Annotated in this window: 8 protein-coding genes; 2 read left to right on the top strand and 6 right to left on the bottom strand. The window is 67.3% G+C overall.

The annotated features are described in order from the left end of the window. Positions 1–29: 29 nt before the first annotated feature. Positions 30–1079, bottom strand: coding sequence for a threonine aldolase family protein (locus ACZLZY_RS08775; RefSeq protein WP_472933848.1), 1050 nt, complete (start codon positions 1077–1079; stop codon positions 30–32). A gap of 383 nt (positions 1080–1462) precedes the next feature. Here ACZLZY_RS08775 and gltB point away from each other — a divergent pair, with 383 nt between their 5' ends. Both gltB and ACZLZY_RS08765 read left to right on the top strand, forming a co-directional pair. After that, positions 1463–6175 (top strand): glutamate synthase large subunit, encoded by a 4713-nt coding sequence (gltB, locus tag ACZLZY_RS08770; protein WP_472933847.1) that lies wholly within the window; start codon positions 1463–1465, stop codon positions 6173–6175. 187 nt (positions 6176–6362) lie between these two features. Further along, positions 6363–7817: a glutamate synthase subunit beta gene (locus ACZLZY_RS08765; protein WP_472933846.1), complete on the top strand. Its 1455-nt coding sequence runs from the start codon at positions 6363–6365 to the stop codon at positions 7815–7817. 87 nt (positions 7818–7904) lie between these two features. Here the strand turns inward: ACZLZY_RS08765 and ACZLZY_RS08760 are convergent, their stop codons facing one another. The 5 genes from ACZLZY_RS08760 to ACZLZY_RS08740 all read right to left on the bottom strand — a co-directional run bounded on the left by ACZLZY_RS08760 (position 7905) and on the right by ACZLZY_RS08740 (position 14140). Then, a complete protein-coding gene (locus ACZLZY_RS08760; RefSeq protein ID WP_472933845.1) occupies positions 7905–9230 on the bottom strand; it encodes an SGNH/GDSL hydrolase family protein in 1326 nt (441 codons plus the stop codon). After that, positions 9230–10447, bottom strand: coding sequence for a lytic murein transglycosylase (locus ACZLZY_RS08755; RefSeq protein ID WP_472933844.1), 1218 nt, complete (start codon positions 10445–10447; stop codon positions 9230–9232). The genes ACZLZY_RS08760 and ACZLZY_RS08755 overlap by 1 nt, the downstream gene beginning before the upstream one ends. A gap of 268 nt (positions 10448–10715) precedes the next feature. Beyond that, positions 10716–12554, bottom strand: a complete 1839-nt coding sequence (locus tag ACZLZY_RS08750) for an outer membrane beta-barrel protein (protein ID WP_472933843.1) — start codon at positions 12552–12554, stop codon at positions 10716–10718. A gap of 108 nt (positions 12555–12662) precedes the next feature. Further along, on the bottom strand, positions 12663–13118 hold the full coding sequence (locus tag ACZLZY_RS08745; protein WP_472933842.1) for an NfeD family protein: 456 nt from the start codon (positions 13116–13118) through the stop codon (positions 12663–12665). Then, positions 13115–14140, bottom strand: a complete 1026-nt coding sequence (locus ACZLZY_RS08740) for an SPFH domain-containing protein (protein ID WP_472933841.1) — start codon at positions 14138–14140, stop codon at positions 13115–13117. Before ACZLZY_RS08740 ends, ACZLZY_RS08745 begins: the two co-directional genes overlap by 4 nt. Between the last annotated feature and the right edge of the window lie 35 nt (positions 14141–14175).

The raw sequence follows: 14175 nt of genomic DNA, 5'->3' as shown, positions 1-14175 counted from the left end.
GCGCGGTTGCCCGCGCTCCGGCCCGGCTGTCAGTCCAGAAGGTCGACAAATCGCGCGACGTCGTCCGGCGTCGTCGACCACGACGTCACCAGCCGCGCCAGCATCTCGTTCTCGCCGATCAGGTCATGCGAGGAATGCGGCGGGTTCCAGTCGTAGAACACGGCGCCCTTTTCGCGGAGCCGGGCGGCCGTCGCGGTCTCGATGATGGCGAAGACCTCGTTGGTGCGGGTCGACCAGGCCTGGCGCGCGTGCGGGCTGGCGTCGAGTCCGGCGCGCAGCTGGTCGGCCATGGCGTTCGAGTGGGCGGCAAGCTTCAGCCAGAGCCCGTCCTCGAAATAGGCCATGAACTGGGCGGCCATGAAGCGGGTCTTGGAGAACAGCTGCGCGCCGCGCTTGCGGATGTAGGGGAACTGCTTAGCCTTTTCCGGATCGAAAAAGATCACGGCCTCGGCGCACCAGCAGCCGTTCTTGGTGGCGCCAAAGGACAGGATGTCAACGCCGCGCTTCCAGGTCATCTCCGCCGGCGACATGTTGTTGGCGACCAAAGCGTTCGCAAAGCGGGCGCCGTCCATGTGCAGCGACAGATTGTGCTCGTGCGCGATCGCGGCGATCGCGTCGAGGCGGTCGGCCGGGTAGATCGTGCCGGCTTCGCCGGGCTGGCTGACGGTGACGGCCATCGGCTGGCCGGCATGCACGAAGGCCGGGTTGAAGCGCTTCAGCTCTCGCTTGAGGTTCACCGTGTCGATCAGGCCGCCGTCGCCGTCGACCGGTGCCATCCGGGCGCCATGGGTGAAGAACTCCGGCGCGCCGCACTCGTCCTCGATGACGTGCGCCTCGCGGTGACAGAGCACCACGCCGCCGGGGCGGTTGACCGCGGCAAACGACAGCGAGTTCGCCGCCGTGCCGGTGCCAACGAAGAACACCGCCACCTCGCGCTCGAAGATTTCGTTGAAACGCCGCTCGACGGCCTTGTCGAGGTCGCTCGCCCCGTAGGCGGCGGCCATGCCGGTGCCGTTCTCGGCGAGCGCTGCATTGATGGCGGGATGCGGCCCGGACCAGTTATCGGATGCAAAGATCATGTCCGGAGGCGTAACGCGGCGGCGTGCCGAGGACAAGGGTGCCCTGTCGCGGCCTGCTTCCGAAGCCCCAGCGGCCTTGTGCTGCAGTGCCGCATAGGCACGGTCTTGCAGGACGCTTAACCTTCTGGCATGTTGCCGACGATAGGACAGTATTGCTGCCATATCCGACTCGCTGCGAGCGGAGGGATGTGCACGACTGATAGACTTGGCTCTGCAACGATGCGGCCCTATCGCTCCGTGCCCCACCATGCGAAAAATTCGCGGGTGGCAACTGTCCGATAGCCTGAACCTGCGACGACGACGGCACCCTTTCTGGCGCCGAGAGAAACGACCTGGACCGTCTCGCGCTCGCGCGGCGGATCCTTGCAACGGGAGACACCGCGATGACCCACAGGCCCTCCACCGCCGCGCCCCGCCCGCGGACCGCGAAGACCGTCGATGGCATCGTGAAGCCGCGCACTCTCCCCGGCAAGGTCGGTCTCTACGATCCGCGCAACGAGCACGACGGCTGCGGCGTCGGCTTCATCGCGCATATGAAGAACGAGAAGTCCCACTCGATCGTCGAGAAGGGGCTGCAGATCCTTGTGAACCTCACGCACCGCGGCGCCGTCGGCGCCGACCCGCTGATGGGCGATGGCGCTGGCATGCTGGTGCAGATTCCGCACGCCTTCTTCACGGCCGAGATGGCCGAGCAAGGCGTCGAACTGCCCGCGCCCGGCCGCTACGGCGTCGGCCACGTCTTCATGCCGCGCGACGCCGAGAAGCGCGCGCAGGTCGAGGCGATGTTCGAGGCGATCGTCGCCGAGGAAGGCCAGACGGTTCTCGGCTGGCGCGACGTGCCCGTCGACAACGGCTCGCTGTCGAAGGCTGCCGACATCGCTGCGACCGAGCCGGTGCAGCGCCAGATCTTCATCGGGCGCGCCGCGGCCATCGCCAGCGACGACGACTTCGAGCGCAAGCTTTACATCATCCGCAAGGTCATCTCGAACCGCGCCTTCGCCGAGGTGAAGGGCGAGGATTTCGGCTTCTACGTCGTCTCGCTCTCGGCCCGGACGGTGATCTACAAGGGCATGTTCCTGGCCAACCAGCTCGGCCAGTACTACCGCGACCTCACCGATCCGCGCTTCGAGAGCGCCATGGCCCTCGTGCACCAGCGGTTCTCGACCAACACGTTCCCGTCCTGGCGGCTGGCGCATCCCTACCGCATGGTCGCGCACAACGGCGAGATCAACACGCTGCGCGGCAACGTCAACTGGATGGCGGCGCGCCAGGCCTCGGTCGATTCCGAGTTATTCGGCAACGACATCGGCAAGCTCTGGCCGATCTCCTATGAAGGTCAGTCGGACACCGCCTGCTTCGACAACGCGCTCGAGCTGCTGACGCAGGGCGGCTACACGCTCGCCCATGCGATGATGATGCTGATCCCCGAGGCGTGGTCGGGCAACAAGCAGATGTCGCGCGAGCAGAAGGCGTTCTACGAGTATCACGCCGCGCTGATGGAGCCCTGGGACGGGCCGGCAGCCGTCGCCTTCACCGATGGCCGGCAGATCGGCGCAACGCTCGACCGCAACGGCCTCAGGCCGGCGCGCTATATCGTCACGGACGACGACCTGATCATCATGGCGTCCGAGGCAGGCACGCTGGAAGTGCCGGAGGAGCGGATCGTCAAGAAGTGGCGTCTGCAGCCGGGTCGCATGCTGCTGATCGACCTCGAGAAGGGCCGCATCATCTCCGACGAGGAGGTGAAGCGCGAGATCGCGACCCAGCATCCCTACAAGGAGTGGCTGAAGAACACCCAGCTGATACTCGAGGATCTGAAGCCCGTGGCGCCGCGCGCCTCGCGCGCCGACGTGTCGCTGCTCGACCGCCAGCAGAGCTTTGGCTATTCGATCGAGGACACCCGCACCTTGATGGCGCCGATGGCGACGACCGGCCAGGAGGCGATCGGCTCGATGGGGACGGACACGCCGATCTCGGCGATGTCGTCGCGCTCGAAGCTGCTCTACACCTATTTCAAGCAGAACTTCGCGCAGGTGACGAACCCGGCGATCGATCCGATCCGCGAGGAGCTGGTGATGAGCCTCGTCTCCTTCATCGGACCGCGGCCGAACATCTTCGATCTCGAGGGCAACTCCCGCCGCAAGCGACTGGAGGTGCGCCAGCCGATCCTGACCAATGGTGATCTCGAGAAGATCCGCACCATTGGTCACACAGAGGATCGGTTCGACACCAAGACGATCGACACGACCTATCCCGCCGAGCAAGGCGCGGGCGGCATGGCCGGCGCCCTCGACCGCCTGTGCGAGCGCGCGGAGGCGGCCGTCGTCGGCGGCTACAACATCATCGTCCTGTCGGACCGGCAGGTCGGCCCCGACCGTATCCCGATCCCGGCGCTGCTCGCCTGCGCCGCCGTGCACCACCACCTCATCCGCAAGGGCCTGCGCACCGCCGCCGGTCTGGTCGTCGAATCCGGCGAGCCGCGCGAGGTGCATCATTTCGCTTGTCTCGCGGGCTTCGGCGCGGAGGCGATCAACCCCTACCTCGCCTTCGACACCTTGCTCGACATGCACCGCAAGAAGGAGTTCCCGCCGGAGGTCGACGAGGAAGAGCTGGTCACGCGCTACATTAAGTCGGTCGGCAAGGGCCTCTTGAAGGTCATGTCCAAGATGGGCATCTCGACCTACCAGTCCTATTGCGGAGCGCAGATCTTCGATGCCGTCGGTCTGAAGTCGGACTTCGTCGCCCGCTACTTCACCGGCACGGCGACGACGATCGAGGGCGTCGGCCTCGACGAGGTGGCGCGCGAGACGGCCGAGCGTCATCTCCTCGCCTTCTCGGACGATCCGGTGCTGGCCCGTTCGCTCGAGGTCGGCGGCGAATACGTCTACCGCATGCGTGGCGAGGCCCATATGTGGTCGCCGGATGCGGTGGCGACGTTGCAGCACGCCGTGCGCGGCAATTCCTGGGAGAAGTTCCAAGAATATTCCAAGCTCGTCGACGAGAGCGCGGTGGACGCTGCCGCCATCCGCGGCCTGTTCCGCATCCGCATGGCCGACGAGGTCGGCGCCCGTACCGTGCCGCTCGACGAGGTGGAGCCGGCGGCCGACATCGTCCGCCGCTTCTGCACCGGCGCGATGAGCTTCGGCTCGATCTCGCGCGAGGCGCATGCGACGCTGGCGGTGGCCATGAACCGGATTGGCGGCAAGTCGAACACCGGCGAGGGCGGCGAGGAGCCCGACCGCTTCCAGAAGATGCCGGACGGCTCGCCGAACCCCGAGCGCTCGGCGATCAAGCAGGTCGCCTCTGGCCGCTTCGGCGTGACGACGGAGTATCTCGTCAATGCCGACATGCTGCAGATCAAGGTCAGCCAGGGCGCGAAGCCCGGCGAGGGCGGGCAGCTGCCCGGCCACAAGGTCGACGCGACCATCGCCAAGACGCGCTTCTCGACGCCGGGCGTCGGTCTGATCTCACCGCCGCCGCACCACGACATCTATTCGATCGAGGATCTGGCGCAGCTGATCTACGATCTGAAGAACGTCAATCCGGAAGCCGACATCTCGGTCAAGCTGGTGTCGGAGGTCGGCGTCGGCACGGTCGCGGCGGGCGTCGCCAAGGCGCGCGCCGACCATATCATCGTCGCCGGCTATGACGGCGGCACCGGCGCCTCGCCGCTGACCTCGATCAAGCATGCCGGCTCCCCCTGGGAGATGGGCCTTGCCGAGACCCAGCAGACGCTGGTGATGAACGGCCTGCGTTCGCGCGTCTGCCTCCAGGTCGACGGCGGCCTGAAGACCGGCCGTGACGTCATCATCGGCGCGCTGCTGGGCGCCGACGAGTTCGGCTTCTCGACCGCGCCGCTGATCGCCGCCGGCTGCATCATGATGCGCAAGTGCCACCTCAACACCTGCCCGGTCGGCGTCGCGACGCAGGACCCGGTCCTGCGCCAGCGCTTCAAGGGCCAGCCGGAGCATGTCATCAACTTCTTCTTCTACGTCGCGGAAGAGGTGCGCATGCTGATGGCGGCGATGGGCGTGCGTCACCTGTCGGAGCTGATCGGCCAGTCCGATCGTTTGGACAAGCGCGGCCTGATCGACCACTGGAAGGCCCGCGGGCTCGACTTCGCCAACATCTTCTACAAGCCGGACGGCGCGCGCGAGGAACTGCGCTGGACCGAGCGGCAGAAGCACCCGATCGACGACGTGCTCGACCGCCGGCTCATCGCGGAGGCGATGCCGGCGCTGGAGACGCGCCAGAAGGTGTCGATCGAGACCGACATCACCAATGTCGATCGCTCCGCCGGCGCCATGCTGTCCGGCGAGGTCGCCAAGCGCTACGGCCTGAAGGGGCTCGCCGACGACACCATCTCGGTCAAGCTCACCGGCACCGCCGGCCAGAGCTTTGGCGCCTTCCTTGCCCGCGGGATCACCTTCGATCTCGTCGGCGACGGCAACGACTACATCGGCAAGGGACTGTCGGGCGGGCGCATCGTCGTCCGGCCGCGCGAGAACACGCGCATCGTGCCGGAGGAGTCGATCATCGTCGGCAACACCGTGCTCTACGGTGCGATCTCGGGCGAGTGCTATTTCCGCGGCGTCGCCGGCGAGCGGTTCGCCGTGCGCAACTCCGGCGCCATCGCGGTGGTCGAGGGCGTCGGCGACCATGGCTGCGAGTACATGACCGGCGGCGTCGTCGTCATCCTCGGCCATACCGGGCGCAACTTCGCGGCCGGCATGTCCGGCGGCATCGCCTATGTCTTCGACGCCGACAACAACTTCGCCGAACGCTGCAACATGGCGATGGTGGAGCTCGAGCCGGTGCCGGAGGAGGACGACCTCCTGGAGAAGCTGCACCACCATGGCGGCGACCTGCAGCACATGGGCCGCGTCAACGTCTCCTCCGACATGACCGGACACGACGACGAGCGGCTCTACCAGCTGATCCTGAACCACCACCACTACACCGGCTCGGGCCGCGCAAAGGTGATGCTGGACGACTGGGAGACCTACCGGCCGAAATTCGTCAAGGTCATGCCGGTCGAGTACCGCCGCGCGCTGCAGGAGATGGAGCGCATGCGCATGGGCATCGCGGCGGAGTAGTTCGCCTCCGACGAACGCCATCCGGCCGGACGCAAAGCGTTCGATGCCGGGTGGCGCACTGGAGCTCTTCTAACAACCGGAAAAAACCGTATTCTGTGCCGCGCCGCGGCAGGGCGAAATGCGGTCTGACGTCATGCGCGCCTGCCGGACAGTCCCGCGGGTCGACGAACTGAGAGTGGGACAAGACATGGGCAAGGTGACGGGCTTCCTCGAGATCGACCGGCAGACTCCAAAATACCAGCCGGCCTCGGACCGTATTCGCCATTTCCGCGAATTCACGCTGCCGATGTCGGATGCCGAGGTCGGCAAGCAGGCGGCGCGCTGCATGGACTGCGGCATTCCCTATTGCCACGGCCCGACCGGCTGCCCGATCCACAACCAGATCCCCGACTGGAACGACCTCGTCTATTCCAACGACTGGGAAGGCGCGATCCGCAACCTCCACTCGACCAACAATTTCCCCGAGTTCACCGGCCGCATCTGCCCCGCGCCTTGCGAGGAAGCCTGCACGCTGAACCTCGAGGACACCCCGGTTGCGATCAAGACCGTCGAGCAGGCGATCGCCGACAAGGCGTTCAAGCTCGGCCTGATCAAGCCGCAGCCGGCCAAGGTTCAGACCGGCAAGAAGGTCGCGATCATCGGCTCGGGTCCCGCCGGCATGGCGGCGGCTCAGCAGCTCGGCCGGGCCGGGCATGCGGTGCACGTCTACGAGCGCGAGTCGCGGCCCGGCGGCCTGCTGCGCTACGGCATCCCCGACTTCAAGATGGAGAAGCACTGGATCGACAAGCGCGTCGAGCAGATGAAGGGCGAAGGCGTCACGTTCTTCTGCGGCGTCAATGTCGGCGCCGACAAGCCGGTCGCCGATCTCCTCGCCGAATACGACGCGGTGCTCTACTGCGGCGGCTCGGAGCGGCCGCGCGATGCCGGCATCCCGCATGGCGAACTCACCGGCGTCTATGATGCCATGCCCTATCTCGTGCAGCAGAACCGCCGCGTCGGCGGCGAGAAGATCGAGAATGTCGGCTGGCGCTCGGGCGAGATCTGGGCGGGGGGCAAGCACGTCGTCGTCGTCGGCGGCGGCGATACCGCGTCCGACTGCGTCGGCACGGCGTTCCGCCAGGGCGCGGTCAAGGTGACGCAACTCGACATCCGGCCGCAGCCGCCGAAGACCGAGAACAAGCTTGAGGTCTGGCCCTACTGGGCGACCAAGATGCGGACCTCGTCCAGCCAGGCCGAGGGCGCGGTGCGCGAGTTCCAGGTGGCGACGCTGGAGTTCACCGGCGAAGACGGGCACCTGACAGGCGTGAAGTGCGCCGAGGTCGATGCCCGGCGCAAGCCGATCCCTGGCACCGAGTTCATCATCAAGGCCGATCTCGCCTTCATCGCCATCGGCTTTGCCGGCCCGTTTGCGGCCGGCCCGGTTTCCGAGCTCGGCAGCAGCCTGGCGCAGAAGGCGGATGGACGCGGCAACGTCGCGCTCGTCGCCAACGACCAGGATTATCGCAGCACCGTCGGCAAGCTTTACCTTGCCGGCGACATCCGCCGCGGTCAGTCGCTGGTGGTCTGGGCCATCCGCGAGGGTCGCCAGGCGGCGCGGGCGATCGACATCGACCTCATGGGCGTCACCACGCTGCCGCGCTGAGACGGCAAGTGGATGCCGGGGCGGCGGCACGGATGCCGCGTCCCGGCGCGGTGCCGCCGTCGTGCAAAGTGGGCGCGTGAGGACGGGTCAGCCGTCCGGTGTGCCACTTCCATCCGGCTGTGGCGGGGAGGGAGGTGCCGCCTGAGGACCTTGCTGGTCGGCGACGGACCCGCGGAACTGATCCGGCGATGGCGGCGGTGGGGCTACCGCGGGCGGGTTGCCGCGGTTGAAGGCATCTGCGCGCCCTGGCTCCGCGCTGGTCGGGATGCCCGACAGCACGAGCCGGTCGCGCGGCGATGGCTCTGCCGCATCCTCCTGCTGCAACGGTCCGCCCAGCAGTGCATCGCCACCGTCGAGGGAGGGGTCGCTGAGGGCGACCAGCGGGGTCGAGGTGGCGTTCGCCGCATTGACCTTCGGCATTTTCGGCAGCGTCTCGTCGGGCCCTGAGAGGGCGATGCCGTCGACCGACGTCCCGAGCTGGCGGAATATCGGCTTTTCCGCAAAGAAGGCGAGCTTCTCGGCACCGGCGGGAGTCATGGTGATGCCATCGGCATTGCGCAGCCGCGCGGGCTGGCCAGATATGTCCGGCCCGGAGAAGGCGAAGGCGCCGGCTGCGTCGACGAAGCCATCCCAGACATCGACATATTCGCCGCCCGCGGCGCTGGCGGCCTTGCGGTAGATCTCGTTGAGATAGGCCATGTCGGCGCTCATCGCCTCGGTCTCGAAGGCCGGCATGCCGACCCAGATCAGCGGCACCTTCTTCGCGGCGACGGCATCCGCCAGGGCACCCGCCCGCCGCTCATATTCGGCGATCCAGCCCGGCGTGCGGGGCGTGAGGCTGGTGCCGGCGAACGCCATCGCCTGGCGCTCGTTCGAGCCGAGCATGGCGACGACGATGGCGGGTTTTTCCTGGTCGATGAGGGGGCCGATCTTAGCCAACCAGTCGTAGTGGTCGTCGCGGACAAGGCCGGACGAGCCGTTGGCGGCGTTGACGACCTTGAGGTCACGGTTGTCGGAAAGGCTCGTCTCCAGTCCGCCCGCAAGTGAGCCGGCCATGAAGTCGCCGATGACCAGCACCGTTTTCGCCGTTTTGCGCTTTTCGACGATCTGCGGCGGGGCCGCCGCCGGCGAAGGGACAGCCCGCGCCCGCGTCGCCTGCTTGGGCCTGCGCACCGGCTTCACCTCTTTCCGGCGCGGCTGGGTGCGGATCACCCGGCGCGGCGGATCGGGATAGTCGCGATAGTAGCGCTGCTGGCGGGGCTCGCCAAACAGCATGTCGAACAGCCCGCGTCGCTCCTGAGCCTCGGCCGTACGCAGCAGCGACGGCGCGAGGCTGGTAAGCGAGAAGGCCAGCGTGAGACCGATCAGGATGGCGAGCCGCAGCGGTCGCCGTGTCGCCATCCCGATCCCCATCAGTTCTTCCGCATGATGTCGAGCAGCGCCTTGGAGGCGTTGCCGTCGGCGTCGACGCCGACGCTGCGCTGGTAGGACATGATCGCCCCCTTGGAGCCCGAGCCGATCTTGCCGTCGATCTTGCCGTCATAGAGCCCGTGCTTGCTGAGGTGCTCCTGCACCTCGGCGCGCTCGACCATCGACAGCGGCACGTAGCCGCGCGGCCAGTCGTGCACCAGCGGGCCGTAGCCGCCGATCCGGTCGCCGAGATGGCCGACGGCCAGGGCATACTTGTCGGCATTGTTGTAGGCCTTGATGACGAAGAAGTTCTTGGTCATCAGGAAGGCCGGCCCGTTCGCGCCCGCCGGCATCAGAAGGTTGGCCTTCTCGGCGGAGGAGGAGAAACCCTTGCCGTTGGCGCGGCGCACGCCGAGCTTTGCCCACTCGGCCATGCTCTTCGAGCCCTTGACGCCCGCAAGCTTCGGCGACGCGATCACCTCATAGCCCCAGGTCTTGCCGCTCTGCCAGCCGTTCTTCCGCAGAAGGTTGGCAGCCGTCGCCAGGGCGTCGGGGACGTTGGTCCAGATGTCGGCATGGCCGTTACCATCCATGTCCGCCCCATAGGCCAGATAGCTGGTCGGAATGAACTGGGTATGGCCCATCGCGCCGGCCCAGGAGCCGGTGAGGCCGCTCGCCGAGACGTCGCCCTTCTGGACGATCTTCAGCGCGGCAATCAGCTGCGTGCGGGCGAACTTGGCGCGCTTGGTGTCGAGATAGGCAAGGGTCGCCAGCGAGCGCGGCAGCGGCTTGACGACATCGGTGCGCGAAAGGATCTTGCCGTAATTGGTCTCCATCGACCAGATCGCGAGCAGGATGTCGCGGTCGACGCCGAAGCGCTTCTCGATCCGGTCGAGCCAGGGCTTCAGCCGCTGAAGCTGGGCCTGGCCCTCGGCGATGCTCTCCTCGTTGACGCGGTTGTCGAGATAGTCCCAGACGGTGTCGCGGAACTCAGGCTGGAACTTCGCCTTCTCGATCACCTCGGGATCGGGATCCTCGACGCCGGCAAAGGCTGCCCGGTAGACCTGGCGGCTGATGCCGGCCTTTATCGCGGTACCCTCGAAGTCGGCGATCCAGCGCTTGAAGCCGGCATCGGCGGAAGCCGACGGTGCCGCTCCCAGGAAGATCAGTCCGGCCAGCGCGGCCGCAGCGAGGCGGGAAAAACGAGAGTCTCCGGACATGGGCAAGCTCCTTGATCGAAAGATTCAGCATCCCCAGGCAGTTTGCAGGCAAGGCCTGCTTTCCACGCTCGACGAATGCCGCGACAGCGCGAAACCAATGCTCCCATCGAATCGGAGCCGGTTCCTGCACCCTTCGTCCATCATACGGCCGAGGTCGTTAAGAGGTGCTTTACCACGACGGCTTCCAGCCCGCATCCGCCGTGCAGGCGATCACGTTGACGTGGGTTCGCGGCGAAAGCGCGGCGATGGCGGTTGCCGGGGGTTTCGGTCAGCGCTGGAGACGCAGGCCGATCTTGATGGAGTCGGAGGTGTAGTCGTCCTCCGAGGTCTTGCCGGTCAGGTTCTCGTGTCGCACTAGTCCGGTGAAAGCCAGCGAGCGGTTCAGCCAGTAGAGAAAGCCTGCTTCGGCGGAATAGCTGGTCTGCTGGTCGGTGGCGCGTTCGCTGTCGCGGTAGGCGGCCGACAGCGTCGCCGTCAGGTCGGTGCGGTGGGTCAGCCGGTGGCGCAGCGCCAAAGCCCCCTCGTAGACCGTCGACGTGCCGGTATCGTCGGTATCGGGGTCGAAGCGGGTCTGGCCGGTTAGGACGAGATCCGTGCCGCGCTGCGGCGACCAGGCGAGCCGACCGTCGATCGTCGGCGAGCCCGTGGTCTCGAGCGACGCGGCGTCCGGGACGTTCCAGGCATAGCCGGCCGCGATCTCGCCGAGGAATTTCTCGCCGAGGTCGAAGGCGACGCCGGTGCGCAGGGACTGGATGAGCGAGTCGCGCTCGACGCCGGCCAGATCGACCTCGTCGTCGAAGTTGCGCCGTCCGAGACTGCCTTCGACGAAGGGCTTCAAGGCCGGCGAGATCTCGTAACCGCCCCGCAAGGCGGCGGTATAGGTCGTGTAGCTTTCGTCGAGGATGCGGGTTTCCCCTGCGAGATCGGGGGTCGAGCGCGTCTGCCGGCTAACCGACGTGTCGAGGCCGGCGGTCAGGCGGCCGAACTGCCGTTCGAGCTCCGCACCGGCGGAGTAGGTGGAAAGGTCCGGCCGGTCCGCCGCGGACTCGCCGGCGTTGAAGTCGATCGGGCTTTCCTGGCGATATTCATAGGCACCCCTGAGGGTCGCCGTCGTCATCCGGTCGATGTCGAGCCGCAGCCGGCCATCCACGGCGATACGCGGTTCCGATTCGAGGTCGCCGGCAAAGTTTCGCCGGTAGGCGCCGAGCGCGTTCAGTTCGAACTGGTGCTCCGACCAGTCTGACAGCAGCCGGGCCGCAACATCGGTCTCGCTGAAGATGCCGCCTTCGCCGCCTGCGCTGTCCGACAGGTTGGTGGACGCACCGAGGCTCTGGTTGAGGGTGGAGTAGAGCACGAACGAGCCGGCGCGGATGCCGACCGGGGCGAAGGGATCGTTCTCGGCGATCGGGATCGTCCCGCGCAGCGGGGTGATCGCAAGGTTCTGACGGCCGAGGATGCTTTCGCCACGCGGGCGATCCACCCGGCTGGCCGGCGGCGACAGGTCGCGCGGCGGCAAGCCGCCATTGCGCGCCGCCATCAGCGGGTCGATCGGCCGGCCATTGCGGTCCCGTTGCGGTGCGTTGCCTTGACGCGTTGCGGCTGCGTTGCCACGCGCCGCACCGTTCTGTGGCAGGTTCTGGCCTGCCGCCGCCGGTGCCGGCGGGCTGGCGAGATTGGCCGGGGCCGTCGGCTTGCCGTCGGGGCCTTCGAAGAGATCGAACTTCGGTTTCGCCGGGGCCGCTGCGTCGTCGGTCGCGTCGACCGGGGGAACGGTGGTGTCCGGCAGGTCGCTGGAGTCCTCGGCGCCGCGGCTGAACGGGACGTAGGCGCCATCGCCGCCGCCGTCGCGCAGCGTCGTCGACGGATCGGCCGCGCCGGTACCGGGATCGGTGAGGCTGCGAGGACCCGTCAGCCCGGAGGGTGTCGTGGTGGGTGATGCGACGGTGCCAGCGCTCGGCCGCAGGCCTTCGATCCCGGACGGGGGCGCTGCCGGCGTCTGCGCGGCGGCAAGACCGGCCAAGCCGCAGCCGAGCGCGAGCACGACGATGCCGGCCCCCCGGAGGGTGCATCTCGGCGTCTCCGCTGACGTGTTGCGTGGCTCGTTCAAGATCCCACCGGCCGGTTGCTGATTCGCAAACTCATTGCCGAAAGGTAAACGCGGATGGTTAACGCAACCTTGCCAACCCGTGGCCGGCTGCGCGAAAGCCTCGGCCCTTCACGTGGCTGGAATGACCGTCAGCACCGATCCTTCGACGCCGGTGACCCGGACGCGGGCGCCGAGCGGAAGGTCCGGGCCGCTCACCCGCCACCAGCCGTCCTCGATCGCGACCTTGCCGCTGCCGCCGACGATCGGCTCGGACAGGACGACGACGCTGCCGACAAGGCGGGCGGTACGGTCATTCAGCACCGGTCTCGGTCCGCTGATCGTCTTCGGGCCGACCTTGCGCCGTCCGAGAAGCACCGCAAGCGTCGACAGGATGACGAAGGCCAGCACCTGCCATTCCCAGGTAAAGCCGCTGGCCTCGCCGAAGAGCAGGACCGCCGTGCCGACGATCAGCGCGGCGATGCCAAGGAACAGGAGGTAGACGCCGGGCAGTACGACTTCGAGCACAAGGAGCACGAGGCCGGCGATCCACCAGGCATAGGGCACGATCTCGGCGAGCGGCGTCATGGGCCCTCGACACCACTGCGGGGCGGCACGGAGCCGACGGCGGGCGTGCTCGTCACGCGGCCTTTTGCGGCGGGCGAGGTGGGCGTTGGGGTGTCGGGAAAGGACGCGCGGGCGAGTTCGGCGATGCCGCCGATCGAGCCGATCAGCGATGCCGCCTCAAGTGGCATCAGGATGACGCGCTGGTTGGGCGCCGAGGCAAGCTTTGCCAGCGCCTCGGTGTATTTCTGCGCGACGAAATAGTTGAGCGCCTGGACGTTGCCGGCGGCGATCGCCTCGGAGACGACGCGGGTCGCGGTGGCTTCCGCTTCCGCCAGCCGCTCGCGTGCCTCGGCCTCGCGGAAGGCCGCCTCGCGCAGGCCTTCCGCCTGCAGGATCTGCGCCTGCTTGTCGCCCTCGGCTCGCAGGATCTTGGCGTTCCGCGCACCCTCGGCCTCTAGCACCTCGGCGCGCTTCTCGCGCTCGGCCTTCATCTGCCGGGCCATGGAGTCGACGAGGTCCCGCGGCGGGTTGATGTCCTTGATCTCGATCCGGGTGATCTTGATGCCCCAGGAGTTCGCAGCTTGGTCGGCGACCCGGAGAATGCGCTCGGAGATCGCGTCGCGGTTCGACAGGAGATCGTCGAGGTCCATCGAGCCCATGACCGAGCGAAGGTTGGTCATCACGAGGTTGAGGATGGCGTTCTCGAGGCCGCTTACCTCATAGGCGGCGGCCGCGGCGTCCAGCACCTGGTAGAAGGCGACGCCATCCGCCGCGACCGAGGCGTTGTCGCGGGTGATGACCTCCTGCGTCGGGATGTCGAGCACCTGCTCCATCATGTTCAGACGGCGGCCAATGCGCTCGACGAAGGGCAAGAGGATGTTGAGGCCGGGCGTCAGCGTGCGGGTGTAGCGGCCGAAACTCTCGACCGTATAGGCGTAGCCTTGCGGGACGGTCTTGACCGCGGCGAAGAGGACGATGACCGCGAAGAACAGCACGGCGAGGATGAGAATGCCGAAGCCGCTGATCGGGAACCCGGTTTCCATGCGTCATGCCTTTCTGCCGATGTCCGATCTCTCCT

The sequence above is a fragment of the Mesocryomonas lacus genome (assembly GCF_055730135.2).
The sequence above is the reverse complement of the archived record's forward strand: the minus strand, read 5'-3'. Positions and strand labels throughout refer to the sequence as shown.

Bases quoted from the DNA above. Each gene is read 5' to 3' on its own strand.
- ACZLZY_RS08765 (WP_472933846.1), top strand. From the start codon at position 6,363: ATGGGCAAGGTGACGGGCTTCCTCGAGATCGACCGGCAGACTCCAAAA.
- gltB (WP_472933847.1), top strand. From the start codon at position 1,463: ATGACCCACAGGCCCTCCACCGCCGCGCCCCGCCCGCGGACCGCGAAG.
- ACZLZY_RS08740 (WP_472933841.1), bottom strand. From the start codon at position 14,140: ATGGAAACCGGGTTCCCGATCAGCGGCTTCGGCATTCTCATCCTCGCC.
- ACZLZY_RS08775 (WP_472933848.1), bottom strand. From the start codon at position 1,079: ATGATCTTTGCATCCGATAACTGGTCCGGGCCGCATCCCGCCATCAAT.
- ACZLZY_RS08745 (WP_472933842.1), bottom strand. From the start codon at position 13,118: ATGACGCCGCTCGCCGAGATCGTGCCCTATGCCTGGTGGATCGCCGGC.
- ACZLZY_RS08755 (WP_472933844.1), bottom strand. From the start codon at position 10,447: ATGTCCGGAGACTCTCGTTTTTCCCGCCTCGCTGCGGCCGCGCTGGCC.
- ACZLZY_RS08760 (WP_472933845.1), bottom strand. From the start codon at position 9,230: ATGGGGATCGGGATGGCGACACGGCGACCGCTGCGGCTCGCCATCCTG.